Origin of the sequence: Limnohabitans sp. YIMB22184, from assembly GCF_048020265.1 — a bacterium.
Taxonomy (GTDB): Bacteria; Pseudomonadota; Gammaproteobacteria; order Burkholderiales; family Burkholderiaceae_C; genus Limnohabitans_A.
This window is the reverse complement of sequence record NZ_CP171843.1, coordinates 191,148-211,145: the sequence shown is the minus strand read 5'-3', so window position 1 is coordinate 211,145 and position 19,998 is coordinate 191,148. Positions and strand designations below refer to the sequence as shown.

Sequence of the window (19,998 nt, the reverse complement as noted above, 5' to 3'; positions counted from 1 at the left end):
CGTGTCAATCAGGGTGTTCGGTCGGCGGCAAAGCCGCAGGAGCGGCCTCCAAAAGCCGCCGTGTGTAGTCTTGCTTCGGGTTGGCGTACAGGTCGGTGGTGCGGCCTTGCTCCAAGATGCGGCCTTGGTGCATGACGATCACGCGGTCACACAGCTGGGCGGCCACACGCAGGTCGTGCGTGATGAAGAGCAGCCCCAGGCCCAGGCGCGACTGCGCTTCGCGCAGCAGGTTCAGGATCTGGGCCTGCACACTCACATCGAGCGCGCTCACCGCCTCGTCGGCCACCAGCACCTGCGGGCGGCAGGCCAGCGCACGGGCTATCGCCAAGCGTTGACGCTGACCCCCGCTGAACTGGCTGGGGTAGCGCTTCAGGGCCTCCACCTGCAAACGCACCTGCGCCATCAATTCGACCGCCAAGGCTTCGGCTTGTTCACGCGACTGGCCAAAGTTCATCGCGCCTTCGACCATGGACTGGCCCACGGTGCGGCGCGGGTTCAGCGAGCGGTTCGGGTCCTGAAAGACCACCTGCACACGGTGGCGCAGTGGCCGCAACTGGCCCTCGGGCATGCGGGCCACGTCTTCGGCACCCCACAAAATTTGGCCTTCGGTGGGGTCGATCAGGCGGATCAGGCAACGCGCAAAGGTCGACTTGCCCGAACCCGACTCGCCCACGATGCCCACCGTCTCGCCAGCACGCACGGCCACCGCCGCATCCATGAGGGCGGCCGTGGGGCGGCTGCGACCCAACCAGTCGTGGCTGATGTAGGTCTTGCCCACGCCCTGGCCCGACAGCAGCGCAGGGCCTTGGGGCTCGGGCTTGGCGGGTGGCGGCGTCATGCCAGGCACGGCAGCCAGCAGCTGGCGCGTGTAGTCGGCACGGGGGCGGCGCAGCACCTGTTCGCAGTCGCCGCTCTCCACCGCCTGGCCCTGGTTCATCACCAGCACCTGGTCGGCGATTTCGGCCACCACGCCCATGTCGTGGGTGATGAACAGCACCGCACTGCCCTGCTCGCGCTGCAGGTCGGCGATCAATCGCAAAATCTCTTTCTGCGTGGTCACATCAAGCGCCGTGGTCGGCTCGTCGCAAATCAAGAGCGCGGGCTTCAAGATCACGGCCATCGCGATCACGATGCGCTGACGTTGCCCACCGCTGAGTTGGTGCGGATAGCTGCGCAACATGCGCGCCGGTTCGGGCAGCTTGACGCGCTCGAACACACGCAAAATTTCAGCGCGGCGCTGTTCGGCAGGCCAGTCGGTGTGGGTGGACAGCAACTCGTCCACCTGGTCGCCGCAGGTCATGACCGGGTTCAGCGCCGTCATGGGCTCCTGGAACACCATGCCCATGGTCTGGCCGCGCAACTGGCGCAGCCGCAGTTTGGACGCCTGCAGCAAGGACTCGCCTTGCAGGACGATGTCGCCCGCCACGGGCTGCAATTCTTTGGGCAGCAAGCCCATCACGGTGGTGGCCATGACCGACTTGCCCGAGCCGGACTCACCCACCACGCACAGGGTCTGGCCTGGCAGGATGTCCAGCGACACCTCGGTGATGGCATGCACCCGGTCACCACCGGCAGGCAAAGCGACAGAGAGGCCGCGAATGGACAGGACGGGGGTGCTCATGCGCCGCCCCGTTTCGCGAATTTGGGGTCCAGCACATCGCGCAGGCCATCTCCCAGCAGGTTGATGGCCAGCACCGTGGGCACCAGAAACAGCGCGGGGAACAGCACATTGCCCGGGTACTGGGTGAACTGCACCCGGCCCTCGGCCATGATGTTGCCCCAGGTCGGAATGTCGGCCGGCAGGCCCAAGCCCAGGAAGCTCAAGATGGCTTCGGTCAGCACGGCACTCGCCGCGATGAAGGTGCCCTGCACGATCAGCGGCGCCATCGCATTGGGCAGGATGTGGCGCAACAAAATCACCGGCGTGGGCGTGGCCAGGGCCTTGGCGGCCTCCACAAAAGGTTCCTCGCGCAAGGTCAGCACCAGCGAGCGCACCAGGCGCGTGACGCGGGGGATTTCGGGGATGGCGATCGCCACCACCACGGTCCACAGCTGCGCACCCAGCGCCGCCACCAGCGCAATGGCCAGCAAGATGGCGGGGATGGCCATCAGGCCATCCATGAAGCGCATGAGCACCATGTCGAGCGCACGGAAGTACCCTGCCAGCATGCCCAAAGCACCGCCCACCAGCAGCGCCACCACGGCGGTGAACAGGCCCACCAGCAAGGACACGCGGGTGCCATAGAGCACACGGCTGTAAATGTCGCGACCAAAGTTGTCACTGCCCATCCAGAAGGTGTGGGCCACGCTGGTGCCGTCGAGCAATGCGAACTGCCCCACCACGCCGGCCTGGGTGTTGATGTTGGCCGAGTCCATGGCAGCCGGGTCCACCGTGCCCAGCCAGGGCGCGGTCAAGGCGATCAGGATCAAGAGGCCCAGCACCCCCAAGCCCAAACGGACAGTGGTGTGCGCCAGAAGTTTTCGAAAGAGGGTGTTCATCAGTAACGGATCCGGGGGTCCAGCCACAGGTAGCTCAGGTCCACCAGCAGGTTGATCAACACGTACAGCACGCTGAAAAACAGCACCACACCCTGGATGACCGGAAAGTCGCGGTTGAGCACCGCGTCCACCGTGAGCGAGCCCAAACCGGGAATGGCATAGACCGTCTCGGTCACCACCACGCCGCCAATGAGCAAGGCGATGCCGATGCCGATCACCGTGACGATGGGCACGGCCGCATTGGCCAGCGCATGGCGCAGCAGCACGACCTGCTCGGTCACGCCTTTGGCGCGGGCGGTGCGGATGTAGTCTTCGGTCAGCGCCTCGGACACGCTGGCGCGAGTGACCCGCGCGATGAGCGCCACATAAATGGTGGCCAGCGACAGCCAGGGCAGCACCAGCTGGTAAGCCCAGGCCCCCACACCTTGCGAAAACTCGCCAAACAAACGGCGATAACCCTGCACAGGCAGCCACTGCAACTGGATGGCAAAGATGTAGATCAGCACATAACCGATCACGAACACCGGCACCGAAAACCCGGCCACCGCAAAGCCCGACAACAAACGGTCCAGCCAACCGCCCATGCGCCAGGCGGCCAGCGTGCCCAGAGGCACTGCCACCAGGACGGCCAGCACCATGGTGCCTGCCGCCAGGGACAGCGTGGGCTCGATGCGCTGAGCAATCAGCTCGGTCACCGGTTTGCCCAAGTAGAAGGAGTAACCCAAGTCACCCTGCAGCACCCCCATCAACCAGATGCCGAATTGCGCGAACAAAGGCTTGGTCAGGCCCAGCTGTTCGCGGATGCGGTCAATGTCTTCGTTGGTGGCGTTATTGCCCGCGATCACGGCGGCCGGGTCCCCCGGCGTGAGCCGAAGTATCAGGAACACGATGACCGCCACCGTGAACAGCACGGGGATCAGCGCCAGCAGGCGCTGCAGCAGGAATTTCAGCATAAAACTTCAGCTGTTCCGGGGTGCGAGAAGACGGTCAGTTCTTCTTGATGTTCCAGTACACCTGCGCGCCTCCGGGCACCAGGCCCGAAATGTTCTTGCGCAGGGCAGCGGGGTTGAAGTACTGGCCCAGCGGCACGTGGGTGGCGGTCTCCATGGCGCGCAGCTGGATTTGCTCGGCGATCGCTTTCTTCTGCGCATCGGTGGTCGACTGGGCGAACTTGACCTTCAGGTCCTCGATTTGCTTGTCGTCTTGCCAGCCGAACCAGCCTTTGTCACCGGCCGCGTTCATCATGGCCATGGTCAGCGGGTTCAGAATGTCGCCGGCTGTCCAGGCGGTCATGAACGCGTTCCAGCCGCCCTGTGCGGGTGCGTCTTTCTTGGCGCGGCGTGCCACCAGGGTGGCCCAGTCCATTTGCTGCATGTCGACCTTGAAGCCCGCAGCTTCTAGTTGTTGCTTGGCCACCAAGGGCAGCTTGGCAATGGCGGCCAGATCGGTCGGACGCATCAGCACCACGGGCGTGCCGTCGTAGCCAGCATCCTTGAGCATTTGAGCCGCTTTCTTGGGGTCGGCCATGCCGGTGTAGATACCGGTCTTGTCGCTGGCAAACGGTGTGCCGCAGGGGTACATGCTCTTGCAGAAGGTGAACATGCCAGGCGCACCCACCTGTGTTTTGAGGTGCGCTTCCTGGCCCAGCGCCACCATGGCAGCCTGGCGTATCTTCACGTTGTTGAAGGGCGCATGCAAGTGGTTGAAGCGCAAGATGTACTGCAGCCCTGCAGGCTGTGCGTCCACCAGCTGGACGTCTTTTTGCGCCTTCAGGGATGCATATTGCTCAAAGGTGGGTTGCTCGACGATGTCGACCTCGCCGGCCACCAGCGCATTGAACTGGGTCTGTGGGTCGCGGATGATGACCCACTCTACGCGGTCCAGATACACGTTCTTGCCACCCGCAGTGCCGTCAGGCGCTTCGCTGCGGGGCTTGTATTTGTCGTTCTTCACATAGACCAGGCGCTCGCCAGGCTTGTATTCAGCAGGCACAAACTTGTAGGGGCCCGAGCCGATGTGTTCCTTGATCTGCTCGCTGCCGGGCGTGGCCGCAATGCGTGCGGGCATGATGAAGAGCACATTGGACGAGGGCTTGCCCAGCGCTTCGAGCATCACACCAAAAGGCTGCTTGAGCTTGATGACAAAGGTCTTGGCATCTGGCGTGGCGTAGCTGTCCACACTTTTGGCCAGCACACCGCCAAAGCTGTCGCGACTGGTCCAGCGCTTGATGGAAGCGACCACGTCCTCGCTGTTCACGGCTTTGCCATCGTGGAACTCCAGACCGTCACGCAGCGTGAAAGTCCAGGTCAGGTTGTCCTTGCTGACGCTCCACTTGTCCACCATCTGGGGCTTGGGCTTGCCGGCCAGATCGGTGCCGAACAAGGTGTCGTAGATCATGTAACCGTGGTTGCGCGTGACAAAGGCGGTGGACCAGATGGGGTCGAGGATGGTCACGTTGGCGTGCGGCACCACACGCAGGGTCTTGCCCTGGGCTTGCGCGACAAAGGGGGTCAGCAAGGCAGCCGCGAGTGTGGCCACCGCAAAAAGGGAACGACGCTTCATTAGGCTCTCCAGTCAAGATGGGGACATTGGACATCTGTCCAAAACACTATAAAACGAAACATGACGACCTCTTATCAGGACATTACCCAATGGGCCGCACTGGACTTGTCCCGTGCGATACACAGCAGACAAGTTTCTTGCCGTGAGGTGATGCAAGCGACCCTGTCGCAGGTGGAACGGCTCAACCCCAGCAGTAATGCAATCGTCAGCCGCGTGGACACCGAAACCCTGCTGGCCCAGGCCGATGAGCGCGATGCCCAACTGACGCGCGGCGAATCCATGGGCTGGATGCACGGCATGCCCCAGGCCATCAAGGACCTGTCTAACGTGCAAGGCCTGCGCACCACGCTGGGCAGCCCACTGATGAAAGACTTCGTGGCCAGCGAAGACGGCCTCATGGCGCAACGCATGAAGGCCGCAGGCGCCATCGTCATCGGAAAAACCAACACGCCTGAATTTGGCCTCGGCTCGCACACTTTCAACGAAGTGTTTGGCGCTACCCGCAACGCCTGGGACCCGAGCAAATCGGCCGGTGGCAGCAGTGGTGGCGCGGCCGTGGCGCTGGCCCAGCGCATGCTGCCTGTGGCCGATGGGTCAGACTTCATGGGCAGCCTGCGCAATCCGGCGGGCTGGAACCATGTGTTTGGCATGCGCCCGTCACAGGGCCGCGTGCCCATGTGGCCTGCTCAAGACGTGTTCATTGCCCAGTTGGGCACCGAAGGCCCTATGGGTCGCCATGTGCGCGATGTGGCGATGTTGCTGTCCACGCAAGCCGGTTCGGCCTCATCCTGCCCCTTGAGCCTGAGCAACGGCCCGTCGGTGTTTGCAGGCTCACTGGATAGCGACCCCCAAGGCCAACGCATCGGCTGGCTGGGTGATCTGCAAGGCTACTTGCCCATGGAAGACGGCATCCTGTCGCTGTGTGCATCGGCATTGACAAGTTTTTCCGGAATGGGTTGCCGCGTGGACGAAGCCCGGCTAGGCATGCCACCTGAGCAGATTTGGCAAGCCTGGCTGGTCTGGCGCCAGGCCTTGGTGGGGCCGCGTGTGGCGCCCTTCCTGGTCAACCCGGCCAACCGGGCCCACATCAAGCCCGAGGCACTGTGGGAACATGACCAGTCCCTCACCCTGACGGGCGCCCAGCTGATGTCCGCCAGCGCCAGCCGCACGCGCTTTTACCAAAGCATGCTGGCTTTGTTTGAAAAGCTCGATGTGCTGGCCATTCCTGTGGCGCAGGTCTGGCCGTTTGATGTGAACTTGCGCTGGCCGCAAAGCGTCGCAAGCCGTACGATGGACACTTACCACCGCTGGATGGAGGTGGTGATTTACGCCACCTTTGCAGGCCTGCCCTCGATCAGTGTGCCTGCGGGTTTTGGCGAGAACGGCCTGCCCATGGGTCTGGCCTTGATTGGCAAACCCCAAGGCGATTTGGACCTGCTGAAACTGGCCCACGCCTACGAAATGGCCAACCAGGACATGATCGCGCGACGGCCACCCGGCGTTTGAAGACACAGCAACACCCCATCTGGGGCGTTGCGCCAAGCACTCAGCTTTGTTGCCAGGGCAGACCGCGGTAACGCCAACCGCCCTGCAGACCGCGGTGGGCATTCTCATCCGGGTCACCCTCAAAGCCTTCAAGGATGTTGTAAGCCTGCAGGCCCAGCTCGGTGGCGCGTTGGGCAGCAGCGATCGAGCGCACACCGCTGCGGCACAGCAGCACCAGCTTTTTGCCGCCTGCGCCCAGCGCCTGCACGCCCGAGTCAAAACCCGGGTTCATCGCCATGCCGGGCCACTGCTTCCAAGCCAGGGCATGGGCACCAGGCACAAAGCCCACCCAGGCGCGTTCGGCATCGGTGCGCACATCCACCAACTCGGCCTCACCCGACTGCACCCAGGCCCAGGCCAACTGGGGCGAAATGTCACCGGCGTAACCGGCGGCAGGTTGTACCGCCATCAAGGTTTGTTCGGGTGTGGTTGGATCAAGTGGGTTATTTATCGTCATGGCCAACAAGTTCAAAGTTCAAGATGATGGATGGGTGATCACTGTCTTGCATCTTAGCCGCCTCGGTAATTGGCAAAACAACTATCAAAATCAATTGGATAACCGAATCAGCCATGCCGCCAGACACATGCAGTCACTCAACCGGCACACACAGCCCACCATGACAAGCATTTGGGGCCAAGTTCAAACTCGGCGCAGGTGCTCAAGCGTCAGCAGTGCCTCACGCAATACGTCGCTCAAATCGCGCTTCCCCTGCACTGATCAGGCCATCGGCGCTCGTTGCAAACAGCAGGCCCTGTGGACCTGGCTTCTTGAAATGCTCGCAACAGGCCGTGGCCTCCACCGTCTCAAACACATCGAGCCTCGGCATCTTGCGGGCCTTGGGTGAGAGCTTGTAATAAGGCCAGCCGCAGCGCAGTCCAGTGCTCGATGTCTCTGACTCCATCACATTGGCACAACGCCCACAACACGCTTCCATCATGATTTGCCTTGACTCAAAATGCTGCCAGCTGAAACCTACCAACAGGGGTAATTGCCCCATATTGAATTGGGAGTACTCCTCATAAAAAACCCGCCTCCTTGTGGGAGGCGGGTTTGAAGAAGGCCAGAGACTGGCTGAAGCTCAGACCAATCTCAACAGGTCTTAAACGATGAAGTTAGCCGTCACGTAGTTGATCAACTGGTCAGCATCCCCACCTGCGATGGTGCCCACCAACGTCAACTCGGCAGACGTCACGTTCTTGTCTGTCATGCCACCGTTGGCGCCATCGTCCCAGTACCAAGCGTTCAGTGCCGTACCGGCCGAATTGGCGATCAAGAAGACCATGTCGGCCTCGCTGGAAGCGTCAATCTTGTTGTTAAGGTAGTTCTCGGACTGCGCAAACAAGTTCTGCACGTTGACCGCGCTGTCGGCAAAGCCCAGTTCCAGACCAATGACCGTCTCGGTGAATACAGCGCCGCCATTGAACGAGTTGAATGACCGGTAAGAGCTTGTTCCCAAATCTGCAATCGCAGAGAAATCAAGCACATCACCACCATCAACCAAGTCGCCATGCTGGAAGCCCGTGATGGTCATGTCATTGGCTTCGCCGTTGAACACCAACCGGTCGCTGCCACCCTGTAACACATCGACCGCATCGCCACCGGTACCGGTGGCGATGACATCGTTGCCCGCTGTACCCGCCAGTGTCTGAACACCGTCAGAGCCAGTGATGACCACCGAAGCACCCACCGCAGAACCGGTAAAGCTCAGGCCAGTGGCTTGTGCTGCGGTGAAGGTAGTAGCGCCGCTGGCCAAGTGCACCACATCCACATCGGTGAACACCGTCGCACCGTTCACGGTACCTGCAGCGGTGTACTCCACCGTCAGTGTGCCTGTGGCATCCACGGTAGAGAAGTCATACTGCGTGGCCGCTTCAGCGGCATCCAGCGTCACAGAGCCTTCACCCGTGATGCTGCGTGCAACCGCCTGAGCAGCGGTCATGGTCAACAAATGGGTAGCGTCGATGGACAGCGCCACATCGCCCAACACCGTGGTATGCGCCAGATGGGTGTCGGCCGTCAAACTGGCCGTCACCGTGCCCGCAGTACCGCCACCCACAGCACCAGCATGCACACCCGCCAGGTTGTAAAAAGAGCCGTCCAGCCCCGTGATCACCACAGAGCCACCCGTGCCGGCCACCGCTGCAGCATCACCCTGAATGGTGTGGCCACTGGCCAGCGCGGCGCTGATGGTGAGCGTCTGACCCGCCGCCACTTCTGCCGAAACCGTCGAAGCCCAAGCCCCCGTGAACGTGCCGCTGTCAGAGAAACGCACTGTGCCAGAGCCAGACAAAGCGACACCCGCAGCAGTTTGCGACGTCAACACCGTCAGGGTTTGGTCGGCAGCAATCGCGTATGTATCAACCCGTGTCAAGGTGGTATTGGCCGAAATGTCCACATCGCTGCTGACGCTGGCCGTCACCGTAGTGGCGGTCACATTCGTCAAATTGCTGTCACCAGCCAGGTTTTGCACCAACACAGAACCAGCACCCGACAGCGCCAATGTGCCAATCTGGCTGGCGTTGATGGTCAACGCATACGCGCCCACATTCAACTCACCGGAAGCACTGCCATCCACCTGCAAGGTGTTCGAGATGTGCGTGACATCCAGGTTTTGGGTCAGCGTGGTGGTAGACAAATTCACGGTGCCTGCACCCTGGATGTACTGGCCCGAAGCCTGCGCATCGGTCAGCGCCAAGATCAGTCCATTGCCCACATCAATGGTCAACTGGCCTGCGGTGCCCCAGTTCGTTGCCTCATTCAACGGACCGGTGGTGGTGTAGTGCACCACCACATTGGCATTCGAGTCAGCAGTCAAGGCGCTGAAATCATAAGCCGTGGTTGCCACTGCGCCTGTCACGCTGACTGCTCCACTGCCTGTTGCTGTGATGGTGTGCACCGTGTGCGCATCGGCTGCGCTCAGCGACAAGGCTGCCGAGCCACTGACGTTGTACGTCGCCGCAGCCACTGTCGCAGCCTCGCCCACAGTCAAGGTGCCCGCTGTACCGGTGATATTCAACACATCCACGCCCGTCAAATTGGCCGTCAAGTCCGCATTGCCCGACAACGTGGCCACAGCGGTAGCCACCACAGTGCTGTCAATATTGAACTCTGCACCCAGCGTGTTTTGCAGATCAAGAATCGTCACCAGCGATGTGGCATCGTCCCCTTCGATCCGCTTGCCATTGGCCTGCGCGGCCGACAACTTCAGTTGCGTACCGGCTTCAATGTCATATGTGCTCACGTCTGACAGCATGTTGTTGCCCGTGAGATCAACCACATGATCAATAGCCGTTGCATCGGTAATCCGTGCGACAACAGAAGATAAACCAGCCACACCGCCAGCAGGCGCAAATACGAAGTCCGTAATAGTCAACACCGCAGCATTACTGTCAGCTTCAGCATCTGCATTAATGCCAACAAAAAACTCCAACGCAGAGCCTTGTTGTACGCCTACAGAACTCAAACTGCCAGATGCATTTGTCAACATCACCGTCTGCTCGACACCATTTACATCTGTATATCTGATGAATAAAGAATCATCAGCACGATCACCTGTGATAGACCAATTTAAGCTCACAGACCCTGCCGCCAACGATTGGAAATTAGCTTGTGTTGAGGCTTGGGGAAATGAGTCAGACGGCCCCGTCAACACTAAACTGGTTGAAGAAATTGCAACCTTCCCTGTCGCCAGAGCTTCTTGCGTATCAGCCGAATACGTAAAGCCATCAGACACATATGCATAGTCGAATGATGCGAAATCAGAAGTAAATCCATTGATCGGAGCCGGTGCACTTCCACCCAAAACCACGTTGGTCAAATCAGTGGCAGCAGTGACCCCTGTAACAACCAATGCACCAGAACCATCAATAGACCGACCGCTGGCCTGAGTTGCCGCTAACGTCAAGCTGGCGCTGGTACCCACCACCACGTCGTTGTTAGTGCTGCCCAGATCACCCGTGAAGTTCACCGTGGCGTTATCGCTCACGTTGATCGTAACCGTACTGGCATCGATGTTGGTGAAGCTGGCGTTTTGCTGATCTTCCAGCGAGTTGATCGAGACCGAGCCTTCGCCTGTCACATCCAAGCCTGTGGCCTGGCTGGCTTTGATCGTCAGCGCGTTGCCGCTGTTCACCGTGATCGTGTCGGCCGAAGTGATGTCAAAGTTCTGGGCAATGACGTTGCTGACGTCCAAGCCCGCACCATTGACACCCGTCACCGTCAAATCGGTGGCGCCCAGCGTTGCGTTGGCGGACAGCGTCGTGTTGCCCGAGAGCGTCAGTGTGACGCCACCTGCCGCTGTCACCGCATCCAGATAGGCATCAACAGCGTTGCCCGTCAGGCCCGTCACCACCACCGAACCTGCACCACCAATCGTTTGGCCTGTCAGCTTGCTCAGCGCAGCCGTCAGACTCACGCCACTGTCCACCGTCACTGCAAAGCCTGTGTCCAGATCGCCAGTGAACTCAATACTGGACGTCACCGTCGCCGTCTTCGTGCCCGTCACATCGATCGTCGTCAAGTTCGTCGTTGCTTGCAGGCCAGTGACGTGCACATTGCCGCCCGTACCCGTGATGTCGCGCAACGATGCTTGAGCGGCAGACAGCGTCAAGGTCTGGCCCGAAGCCACCGCGATGTCGGCCGTGCCCAAGTCGGTGTCCGTTGCCAACTGGGTGTTCGCAGCAATGTCGATGCGCACAACACCGGCAGCGCCCGCGCCCACCACACCACCGGCCGTGATGGCGCCAAAGTCATAAGTGACCGAACCATCGGTGGACAAGCCGTTGATGACCACCGAACCACCAGCGGCATCTGCCGTCGAACCCTCACCCGCAACCGTGAGGTTGTTCACGATGTCGCCATCGACCGTGAGCGTGGCGCCAGCCACCACCGCCACGTCGAACGCGCCGAGGTGGCCGTTGAATGCCAAATTCGCGGTCACATCGGCCGTCTTGGCACCCGCGACCGAGATGTGCGAAAGATCGGTGTCAGCCGCCAGGGCCACAACGTCCACCGCACCTGCGCCCTGGATGTACTGTCCCGAAGCCTGCGCATCGGTCAGCGTCAGAACCTGCCCCGTGGCCACATCGATCGTCAACTGGCCTGCCGTCCCCCAATTGGTGGTGTTGGCAAGCGCACCACCCGTGGTGTAGCGCACCACCGCATTGGCACGCGAAGCAGCCGTCACACCGCTGAAGTCATAAGCCGTGGTTGCCACTGCGCCTGTCACGCTGACTGCTCCACTGCCTGTTGCTGTGATGGTGTGCACCGTGTGCGCATCGGCTGCGCTCAGCGACAAGGCTGCCGAGCCACTGACGTTGTACGTCGCCGCAGCCACTGTCGCAGCCTCGCCCACAGTCAAGGTGCCCGCTGTACCGGTGATATTCAACACATCCACGCCCGTCAAATTGGCCGTCAAGTCCGCATTGCCCGACAACGTGGCCACAGCGGTAGCCACCACAGTGCTGTCAATATTGAACTCTGCACCCAGCGTGTTTTGCAGATCAAGAATCGTCACCAGCGATGTGGCATCGTCCCCTTCGATCCGCTTGCCATTGGCCTGCGCGGCCGACAACTTCAGTTGCGTACCGGCTTCAATGTCATATGTGCTCACGTCTGACAGCATGTTGTTGCCCGTGAGATCAACCACATGATCAATAGCCGTTGCATCGGTAATCCGTGCGACAACAGAAGATAAACCAGCCACACCGCCAGCAGGCGCAAATACGAAGTCCGTAATAGTCAACACCGCAGCATTACTGTCAGCTTCAGCATCTGCATTAATGCCAACAAAAAACTCCAACGCAGAGCCTTGTTGTACGCCTACAGAACTCAAACTGCCAGATGCATTTGTCAACATCACCGTCTGCTCGACACCATTTACATCTGTATATCTGATGAATAAAGAATCATCAGCACGATCACCTGTGATAGACCAATTTAAGCTCACAGACCCTGCCGCCAACGATTGGAAATTAGCTTGTGTTGAGGCTTGGGGAAATGAGTCAGACGGCCCCGTCAACACTAAACTGGTTGAAGAAATTGCAACCTTCCCTGTCGCCAGAGCTTCTTGCGTATCAGCCGAATACGTAAAGCCATCAGACACATATGCATAGTCGAATGATGCGAAATCAGAAGTAAATCCATTGATCGGAGCCGGTGCACTTCCACCCAAAACCACGTTGGTCAAATCAGTGGCAGCAGTGACCCCTGTAACAACCAATGCACCAGAACCATCAATAGACCGACCGCTGGCCTGAGTTGCCGCTAACGTCAAGCTGGCGCTGGTACCCACCACCACGTCGTTGTTAGTGCTGCCCAGATCACCCGTGAAGTTCACCGTGGCGTTATCGCTCACGTTGATCGTAACCGTACTGGCATCGATGTTGGTGAAGCTGGCGTTTTGCTGATCTTCCAGCGAGTTGATCGAGACCGAGCCTTCGCCTGTCACATCCAAGCCTGTGGCCTGGCTGGCTTTGATCGTCAGCGCGTTGCCGCTGTTCACCGTGATCGTGTCGGCAGAGGTGATATCAAAATTCTGAGCAGTGACGTTGCTGACATCCAAGCCCGCGCCGTTGACGCCCGTCACCGTCAAATCGGTGGCCCCCAGCGTTGCATTGGCCGACAGCGTCGTGTTACCCGTGAGCGTCAGTGTGACGCCACCTGCCGCTGTCACCGCATCCAAATCGGGTTCGACAGCGCCCGTCAGGCCCGTCACCACCACTGAACCTGCGCCGCCAATCGTCTGGCCTGTCAGCTTGCTCAGCGCAGCTGTCAAGGTCACTCCATCGGTCACGGTTACCGCAAAACCTGTGTCCAGATCACCGGTAAATTCAATACTGGACGTCACCGTCGCCGTCTTCGTGCCCGTCACATCGATCGTCGTCAAGTTCGTCGTTGCTTGCAGGCCAGTGACCTCGACAGCGCCTGCACCGGTGATGGTTTCACCGCTCAATTGGACCGCTGTACCTTTCAGCTTGGCCCCTGCAATGACCTGATATTCCGACACGCTGCCCAGGGTCTGGTTGGCAGAAATGTCGATCAGCGCGTCTTCCACTTTCACGGTCAGCGTGTCCAGGCCCGGTGCCGAGGTGAAGCTGAAATTCGACACGGTGAACGTGTCCGCGTTCTGCACACGGAAGGAGATGTTGCCCGGAGCGCTCAGAGTGGCCGTCCAGTCGCCAGACCCATCGATGCCCAAGCCGTTGCCGGGCCAGTTGAAGCTGCTGTAGCCCGTGCCCACGACGTCGTAATGAAAGCTGATGGTGCCAGCCTTGGGGACGTAAATGCTGATTTGTGCCCCTGCCTCCAGTGTCACGGTGCTGCCGTCTTGGGCAAAAGTGGGCAGCGCCGCGCCGTTGCTCCAGTCGGTCCAGTTGGCATCGTCAAAAATGCCTGTGAAGTTTGAGACGCTGAGTTGACCAACAGACACGCCCGACAAATCTGTCGTGTTTTGAATGTCGTTGACGACCAAGGCGCCTGTGCCCGACACATTCAACTGATGAGCTTGGGTGGCTGTCATGGTCAGCGTCACGTCGTCGTCCACCACAAATGCATTGGGTCGGCCCGTGGCACCCGTGATGTCCAACGCACGCAGCTCGGTGTTCACCGATGTATCCACCGTGACGGTGGCCGAGCTGTTGAACGAACCTGTGAACGAAACACCGTCCGACAGTTGCATCTTGGTCGCTGCACTGATGTGCGACAAGTCGGTGGCGTCTGCGCTGACGGTGTCGAAACCGGTCACCGTCAAATTACCGCTGCCCTGGATGTATTCACCATCAACCTGGCTGGTCAAAGCGGTCAAGGTTTGGCCGCTTGCAATGCTGACGGTCAAGTCACCTGCAGCGTCGCCCCAGACAGTGTCTGTTGACAAGGTGCCGCCTGTTGCATAGGTCACAACGACCTTGGAACCATCTGCGCCAGCCAGATCGGCGAAGTTGTAGGCGGTCGCAGCAGATGCAGCCGTCACAGCGATGGTGCCTGTGCCCACCGCCGTGATGGTCTGTGTTGTGGCCTGGTTAGCTGTCAAAGTCAAAGCAGCGCCGGTGTTGACCGTGGTGGCCACGAATGTGCCCAAATCTGCCGAGGCGTGAAGCGTGACGTTGGCCGCAACCACAGCACTGGTGACCACGCCGTTCACGCCAGTAGGATCGGCATCGATACCAGACAGGTTGAAGTTGTCGGTGCCCAGCTTGACGACGATGGCACCGTTACCCGCCCCAGCAAGGCCGGTAACGGTCTTGCTGCTGACTTGAGCAGATTGAATCGTCAGCGTTGCGCCTTCACCGATTTCGTAAGCATGAACCTGCGACTGCACATCCACATTGTTGGAAACGTCCAGAGCGAATTCACCGTTGCCATCCAGGTCGGTAACAACCACTGTTACGTCAATCGGGTCTGCCAGATCAATACCATCCAGGTTATACGTGCCGGATGCAAAACCGGTAGATGGACGGACGATGCGCACCGATGATTGGAGGCCACTGCTGTTGGTCAGCGTCACGCCATTCGCCTGATCGGCATTGAGCACCAGGTCGTACCCATTGAGGTTGATGTTGATCACCGCCGCCGCAGGGTCCAGCACAAGGTTACTGATATCCAGGTTCCGGTTCAAATCAACGCCGTTCAGTGTCACCGCAACGGTGGCGTTGGTTCCAGTAACAACCTCGCCAATGGAATCAAATTGACTGAGGCTCAGCAACAGCGTGGTGTTGGTACCGACTTCAATTTTGGCCACATTGGAAAGGACAATGTCAGCGCTCAAGCCTCTGGCTAGGTCAATCTGTACTTTTTCACCATTGACCAGTTCTTGATCGGCAATCTGGATGACCGATGAATTGGCTGGGGTGTCTGAGGTTGTTCCGGTTATCTCGTTGAACCCCAGCAACTGATTCTTGGTCAAAACGACTTTGGAGGGTGAACCCTCTTCCATGAACAAGGTTTCAAAACCCGAGATCGATGCCGCGGTCAAATTGGCCGTGCCGACGATGTGCAAAGTGTCAGAGCCGGTGCCACCGATGAGTGTGTCGCTGGCAGTCAAGACTCTTGGTACGACCAGACCGTTGGCCAAGGCACTTACCAACACCAGTCGATCACTGCCCGCACCGCCGTCGAAGTCAATTTCTCCGTTCATGCCTTCTGGGGTGATAACGATTTCGTTGGCTTTGCCACCCACAAAATGGATGTTCGTTTCAAACGGGAAGGCGCTGAAATCGATGATGACATCGGTTCCTATCGTCACATTCAAGCCAGTGACATTCAAATTGGCCACAGCGTCGTTCGAGCCAATGGGCAAACCAGCCACGCGGTCGTATGACACGTTGACGGTGTCAATGAACGTATTGCCTTTGTTGGTGGCTTGCAGCAAGGTCAGTGCCTGGGCAAAGTCAGCGGTGCCTTCCAGTCGCAGATGGTTGGCATTGTTTATGACGGTGGCCGGCATATCGACGACCAACACCGAAGCGGTTGAGCTGGTCACGTCGTAAGCGCTGGCAGCAAAGTCAACGCCACGCGCCTGCAACGCCGTCACTTCTGCGGCGGTACCAATCGTGCTGTTGATGACCGTCACCTGTTTGGCTGCGGTGAAAAATTCAGCGTTACTGTTTTCACCCGTAATTTCAACACCAATCAAGTTTGTCAGCGTGTCAGCAAGGCGGAAGTTGGCCAGCCAGACTTCAGTGCCATCGGTCAACTCCAAATCAGCCACAGTCATGATGACGCCTTGGCCCATCATGGCATTGGTCAACGCCGTAATGGTGTCGTTCAGTTCGGTCTTGGCGGCCGCAATCTGCTGCTTGACCGAGCCGGTGACAGAGGCCAGGCCGTCGAGCTTGTTGACGGTGGATTCCAGTGCGCTGGCGCGATCGGCCAAGTCCAAGATGTCGACAGTGTTGGCTGCGACATCCGTTTGCAAGTCGGCGATGTCCGCATCCAGGCGGGCGGCCAATGCATCAATGGTGTCGTTCAGTTCGGTCTTGGCGGCCGCAATCTGCTGCTTGACCGAGCCGGTGACAGAGGCCAGGCCGTCGAGCTTGTTGACGGTGGATTCCAGTGCGCTGGCGCGATCGGCCAAGTCCAAGATGTCGACAGTGTTGGCTGCGACATCCGTTTGCAAGTCGGCGATGTCCGCATCCAGGCGGGCGGCCAATGCATCAATGGTGTCGTTCAGTTCGGTCTTGGCGGCCGCAATCTGCTGCTTGACCGAGCCGGTGACAGAGGCCAGGCCGTCGAGCTTGTTGACGGTGGATTCCAGTGCGCTGGCGCGATCGGCCAAGTCCAAGATGTCGACAGTGTTGGCTGCGACATCCGTTTGCAAGTCGGCGATGTCCGCATCCAGGCGGGCGGCCAATGCATCAATGGTGTCGTTCAGTTCGGTCTTGGCGGCCGCAATCTGCTGCTTGACCGAGCCGGTGACAGAGGCCAGGCCGTCGAGCTTGTTGACGGTGGATTCCAGTGCGCTGGCGCGATCGGCCAAGTCCAAGATGTCGACAGTGTTGGCTGCGACATCCGTTTGCAAGTCGGCGATGTCCGCATCCAGGCGGGCGGCCAATGCATCAATGGTGTCGTTCAGTTCGGTCTTGGCGGCCGCAATCTGCTGCTTGACCGAGCCGGTGACAGAGGCCAGGCCGTCGAGCTTGTTGACGGTGGATTCCAGTGCGCTGGCGCGATCGGCCAAGTCCAAGATGTCGACAGTGTTGGCTGCGACATCCGTTTGCAAGTCGGCGATGTCCGCATCCAGGCGGGCGGCCAATGCATCAATGGTGTCGTTCAGTTCGGTCTTGGCGGCCGCAATCTGCTGCTTGACCGAGCCGGTGACAGAGGCCAGGCCGTCGAGCTTGTTGACGGTGGATTCCAGTGCGCTGGCGCGATCGGCCAAGTCCAAGATGTCGACAGTGTTGGCTGCGACATCCGTTTGCAAGTCGGCGATGTCCGCATCCAGGCGGGCGGCCAATGCATCAATGGTGTCGTTCAGTTCGGTCTTGGCGGCCGCAATCTGCTGCTTGACCGAGCCGGTGACAGAGGCCAGGCCGTCGAGCTTGTTGACGGTGGATTCCAGTGCGCTGGCGCGATCGGCCAAGTCCAAGATGTCGACAGTGTTGGCTGCGACATCCGTTTGCAAACCATCAACCAAATCCACCAAAGCAGGAATGGAGGGCAGCGAAGCACCCTGGATCGCAAGGATCGCATTGGTGGCAGCGGTGTTGCTGCTGACCAACGAGCCTGTTTGCGTGGAAGCCACAACGGTGTCACCCACTTTGATCTCGACATAACCCTCTTCGCCAGCACCCAGACCGATCAGGTTCAGGGCAGCCAGGTTGGTCAATACACCATTTGTGATTTGACTGATGTTGTCCAGCACCACGGTCAAACGGCCCAAGCCGGTCACACTGGAGATGGATTCCGATGCCAGCAATTGAGCCAGCGTCAGCGTCAAACCCGAGTTGACAATGAACACTGTGCCTTCTGGAATGAAAACATCGCGCAGGTCGGCTTCGCCCTTTTTGACTTCGATGGTGGCGATGTTGGCCAGGTAGCTGTCGGCAGACAGCAAGACTTTGTCTTTGACGTCGGCAAAGTCGAAGATGACGCTTTCGGCACCGACCAAACCACGGGTGTTGACAACCAGCACGCGCGAGTTGGCAACGGCACTGTCGGTATCTTGAATTTTGAGGAACACGGCGTCTTGGCCAGTACCCAAATTGCCTGACAGCGTGATTTGCAGGGCGTTGGCAGCGTCAATAGAGAACACGTCGTCTGCTGTGTCGCCGCCGGTGACGTTGACGATCACGCGCGAGGCCGCCGGAACATCAAGTTTGTAGTAGGCCGCTTCGTCTGCGAAGTTGGGCACGCTGACCGTGGCGCTGCCCGTTTTGGCCGTAACACCGGCACGCACGAAGGTGGCTGTGCCACTGGCGTCGATGTTGACGGTGATGGGGCCTGTGGCTGTGTCTTGAGCGCCAAAACTGACAGTCTTGGTGCCTGTATTAACAGTCGCGGTGAAGGTAATGGTCGGGGTGGTGCTGGTGTAGCCCAACTCTTGGTTCAACACCGAAGCTTGGGCGCCAGCCACTTCGGTCACGGTGCCGATGTCGTTGATGGTGGACAGCGCAGCGGTCAAGCTGGTGAGGTCGGTGGCAACGTTCAACGCCTCGGCCACGGTGCCGAGCGAGCTGACGATCAAGTCCACACCAGTTTGGGTGCTGTTGGCATCCAAGGCGCTGGTCAAAGCAGCGGCCGCTGCAGCAAAGTTATCCGCTTCACCACCAGACAGCACCTGCAGCGCGGTAGCGACCATGACGCCGGCTTTGAAAACCTCCAGCGCGGCAGCCTTTTCTTCGGTGCTGCCGTTTCTGGCCTGCTCAAGAGGGTCAACAGCCAACACATTGAAGCTGGTAGGCAGGCCCAGCTTGGTCAGCACTTCCGTGGTCGCCGCCTGAATTTGCGATGCGCTGGCACCGTTGCCTGCCAAGGTGTTGATGAGAGTGGTTACGGGGGTGATCACTTTGGAGCCTTCGGGCGCCGTCATCGTGCCTTCGAACCGCTGACCGGTGGACTGGTCGATACCGCCGGTCACCTTGATGGGGCCAGTACCCGTCAAGCCAGAGAAGTAGCCGTTTGCGTCTGTAGTGACGGTGTTGCCCGAGCCGTTCACACGGGTCACGCTTGCGCCAAAGAGGTAGCCGTCAATGGCCAAACCCGACACCGAAGGCGCAGGGGAAGCACTTGGGCCGCCACCACCGCCGCCGCCGCCAGCCAGGGCCAAGCCGCCCAGAATGACGCCCAGTGTGGACAGGCTGAAGCCGCCCACAGCGGTGCCCGATGCGGTGGCCGGCGCTTTTTCTGCGGTGGCGCCGCCAGCGTCTGTTGCCACGGGTGTGGCGGGTGCGGCCTGGGCATAAACCACGCCCGTGGTTTGTGCTGTGGTGATGGCGTGGATGTCTTCGGCAAAGCTGAGGTCGGCGATCTGTTCAAACCCTTCCACTTTGGCCAGCAGGCCATGTTCGGGCAACTCCAACAGCAGGTCTTGGCCTTGCGTTTTGGCGGTCAGACCCTTGGGGGATTGGCCCGTGGCTTCGTCCAGGACAGCCACTTTCATGCCAGGCTGCAAGCGCATGCGGGCAAATTCAGCAGGGGTCAGGACCATTTTGGTGCCGTCGGCACTCACAACAACCAGCTTGATTTTGGACACAGGTGAAACGGCCATGACTCAACTCCTAGGACTTACAGATCTTTGCTTTGCGTGAAAAAAGAACGACAAAAATAACAATGCCGCCGTTATTCACAGAATAAAAACAGTTTATCAGTTAAAAGACAAACTCTAATGATTACAGGATCAACATGTTGTTGTTTTGCATTAGGCAATAAATATGCAAATATTGATATATTTACAT

General features: G+C 59.4%; 8 protein-coding genes. 1 reads left to right on the top strand and 7 read right to left on the bottom strand.

All coding sequences use genetic code 11. From position 1 onward, the window contains the following. Window positions 1-4: 4 nt before the first annotated feature. Genes ACHEXL_RS00900 through ACHEXL_RS00885 form a run of 4 tightly spaced genes read right to left on the bottom strand, consistent with a single transcriptional unit; the run spans window position 5 to window position 5,061 of the window. Window positions 5-1,621 (bottom strand): dipeptide ABC transporter ATP-binding protein, encoded by a 1,617-nt coding sequence (locus tag ACHEXL_RS00900; protein WP_416560192.1) that lies wholly within the window; start codon window positions 1,619-1,621, stop codon window positions 5-7. Then, entirely contained in the window at window positions 1,618-2,499 is an 882-nt protein-coding gene (locus ACHEXL_RS00895) for an ABC transporter permease (RefSeq protein WP_416560191.1), read from the bottom strand. Before ACHEXL_RS00895 ends, ACHEXL_RS00900 begins: the two co-directional genes overlap by 4 nt. Continuing rightward, entirely contained in the window at window positions 2,499-3,452 is a 954-nt protein-coding gene (locus ACHEXL_RS00890) for an ABC transporter permease (protein WP_108428443.1), read from the bottom strand. Before ACHEXL_RS00890 ends, ACHEXL_RS00895 begins: the two co-directional genes overlap by 1 nt. Window positions 3,453-3,486: 34 nt before the next feature. Continuing rightward, window positions 3,487-5,061 (bottom strand): ABC transporter substrate-binding protein, encoded by a 1,575-nt coding sequence (locus ACHEXL_RS00885; protein WP_416560190.1) that lies wholly within the window; start codon window positions 5,059-5,061, stop codon window positions 3,487-3,489. Window positions 5,062-5,121: 60 nt separating this feature from the next. Between ACHEXL_RS00885 and ACHEXL_RS00880 the strand changes: the two genes are divergently transcribed. Next, window positions 5,122-6,567, top strand: a complete 1,446-nt coding sequence (locus ACHEXL_RS00880) for an amidase (protein WP_416560189.1) — start codon at window positions 5,122-5,124, stop codon at window positions 6,565-6,567. Between the two features lie 40 nt (window positions 6,568-6,607). On the opposite strand, the gene ACHEXL_RS00875 is transcribed toward ACHEXL_RS00880, so the two are convergent. The 3 genes from ACHEXL_RS00875 to ACHEXL_RS00865 all read right to left on the bottom strand — a co-directional run bounded on the left by ACHEXL_RS00875 (window position 6,608) and on the right by ACHEXL_RS00865 (window position 19,811). Beyond that, window positions 6,608-7,015 (bottom strand): rhodanese-like domain-containing protein, encoded by a 408-nt coding sequence (locus ACHEXL_RS00875; protein WP_416561288.1) that lies wholly within the window; start codon window positions 7,013-7,015, stop codon window positions 6,608-6,610. A gap of 268 nt (window positions 7,016-7,283) precedes the next feature. Then, entirely contained in the window at window positions 7,284-7,508 is a 225-nt protein-coding gene (locus ACHEXL_RS00870; RefSeq protein ID WP_416560188.1) for a hypothetical protein, read from the bottom strand. A gap of 198 nt (window positions 7,509-7,706) precedes the next feature. Then, window positions 7,707-19,811: a hypothetical protein gene (locus tag ACHEXL_RS00865; protein WP_416560187.1), complete on the bottom strand. Its 12,105-nt coding sequence runs from the start codon at window positions 19,809-19,811 to the stop codon at window positions 7,707-7,709. Window positions 19,812-19,998: the final 187 nt, after the last annotated feature.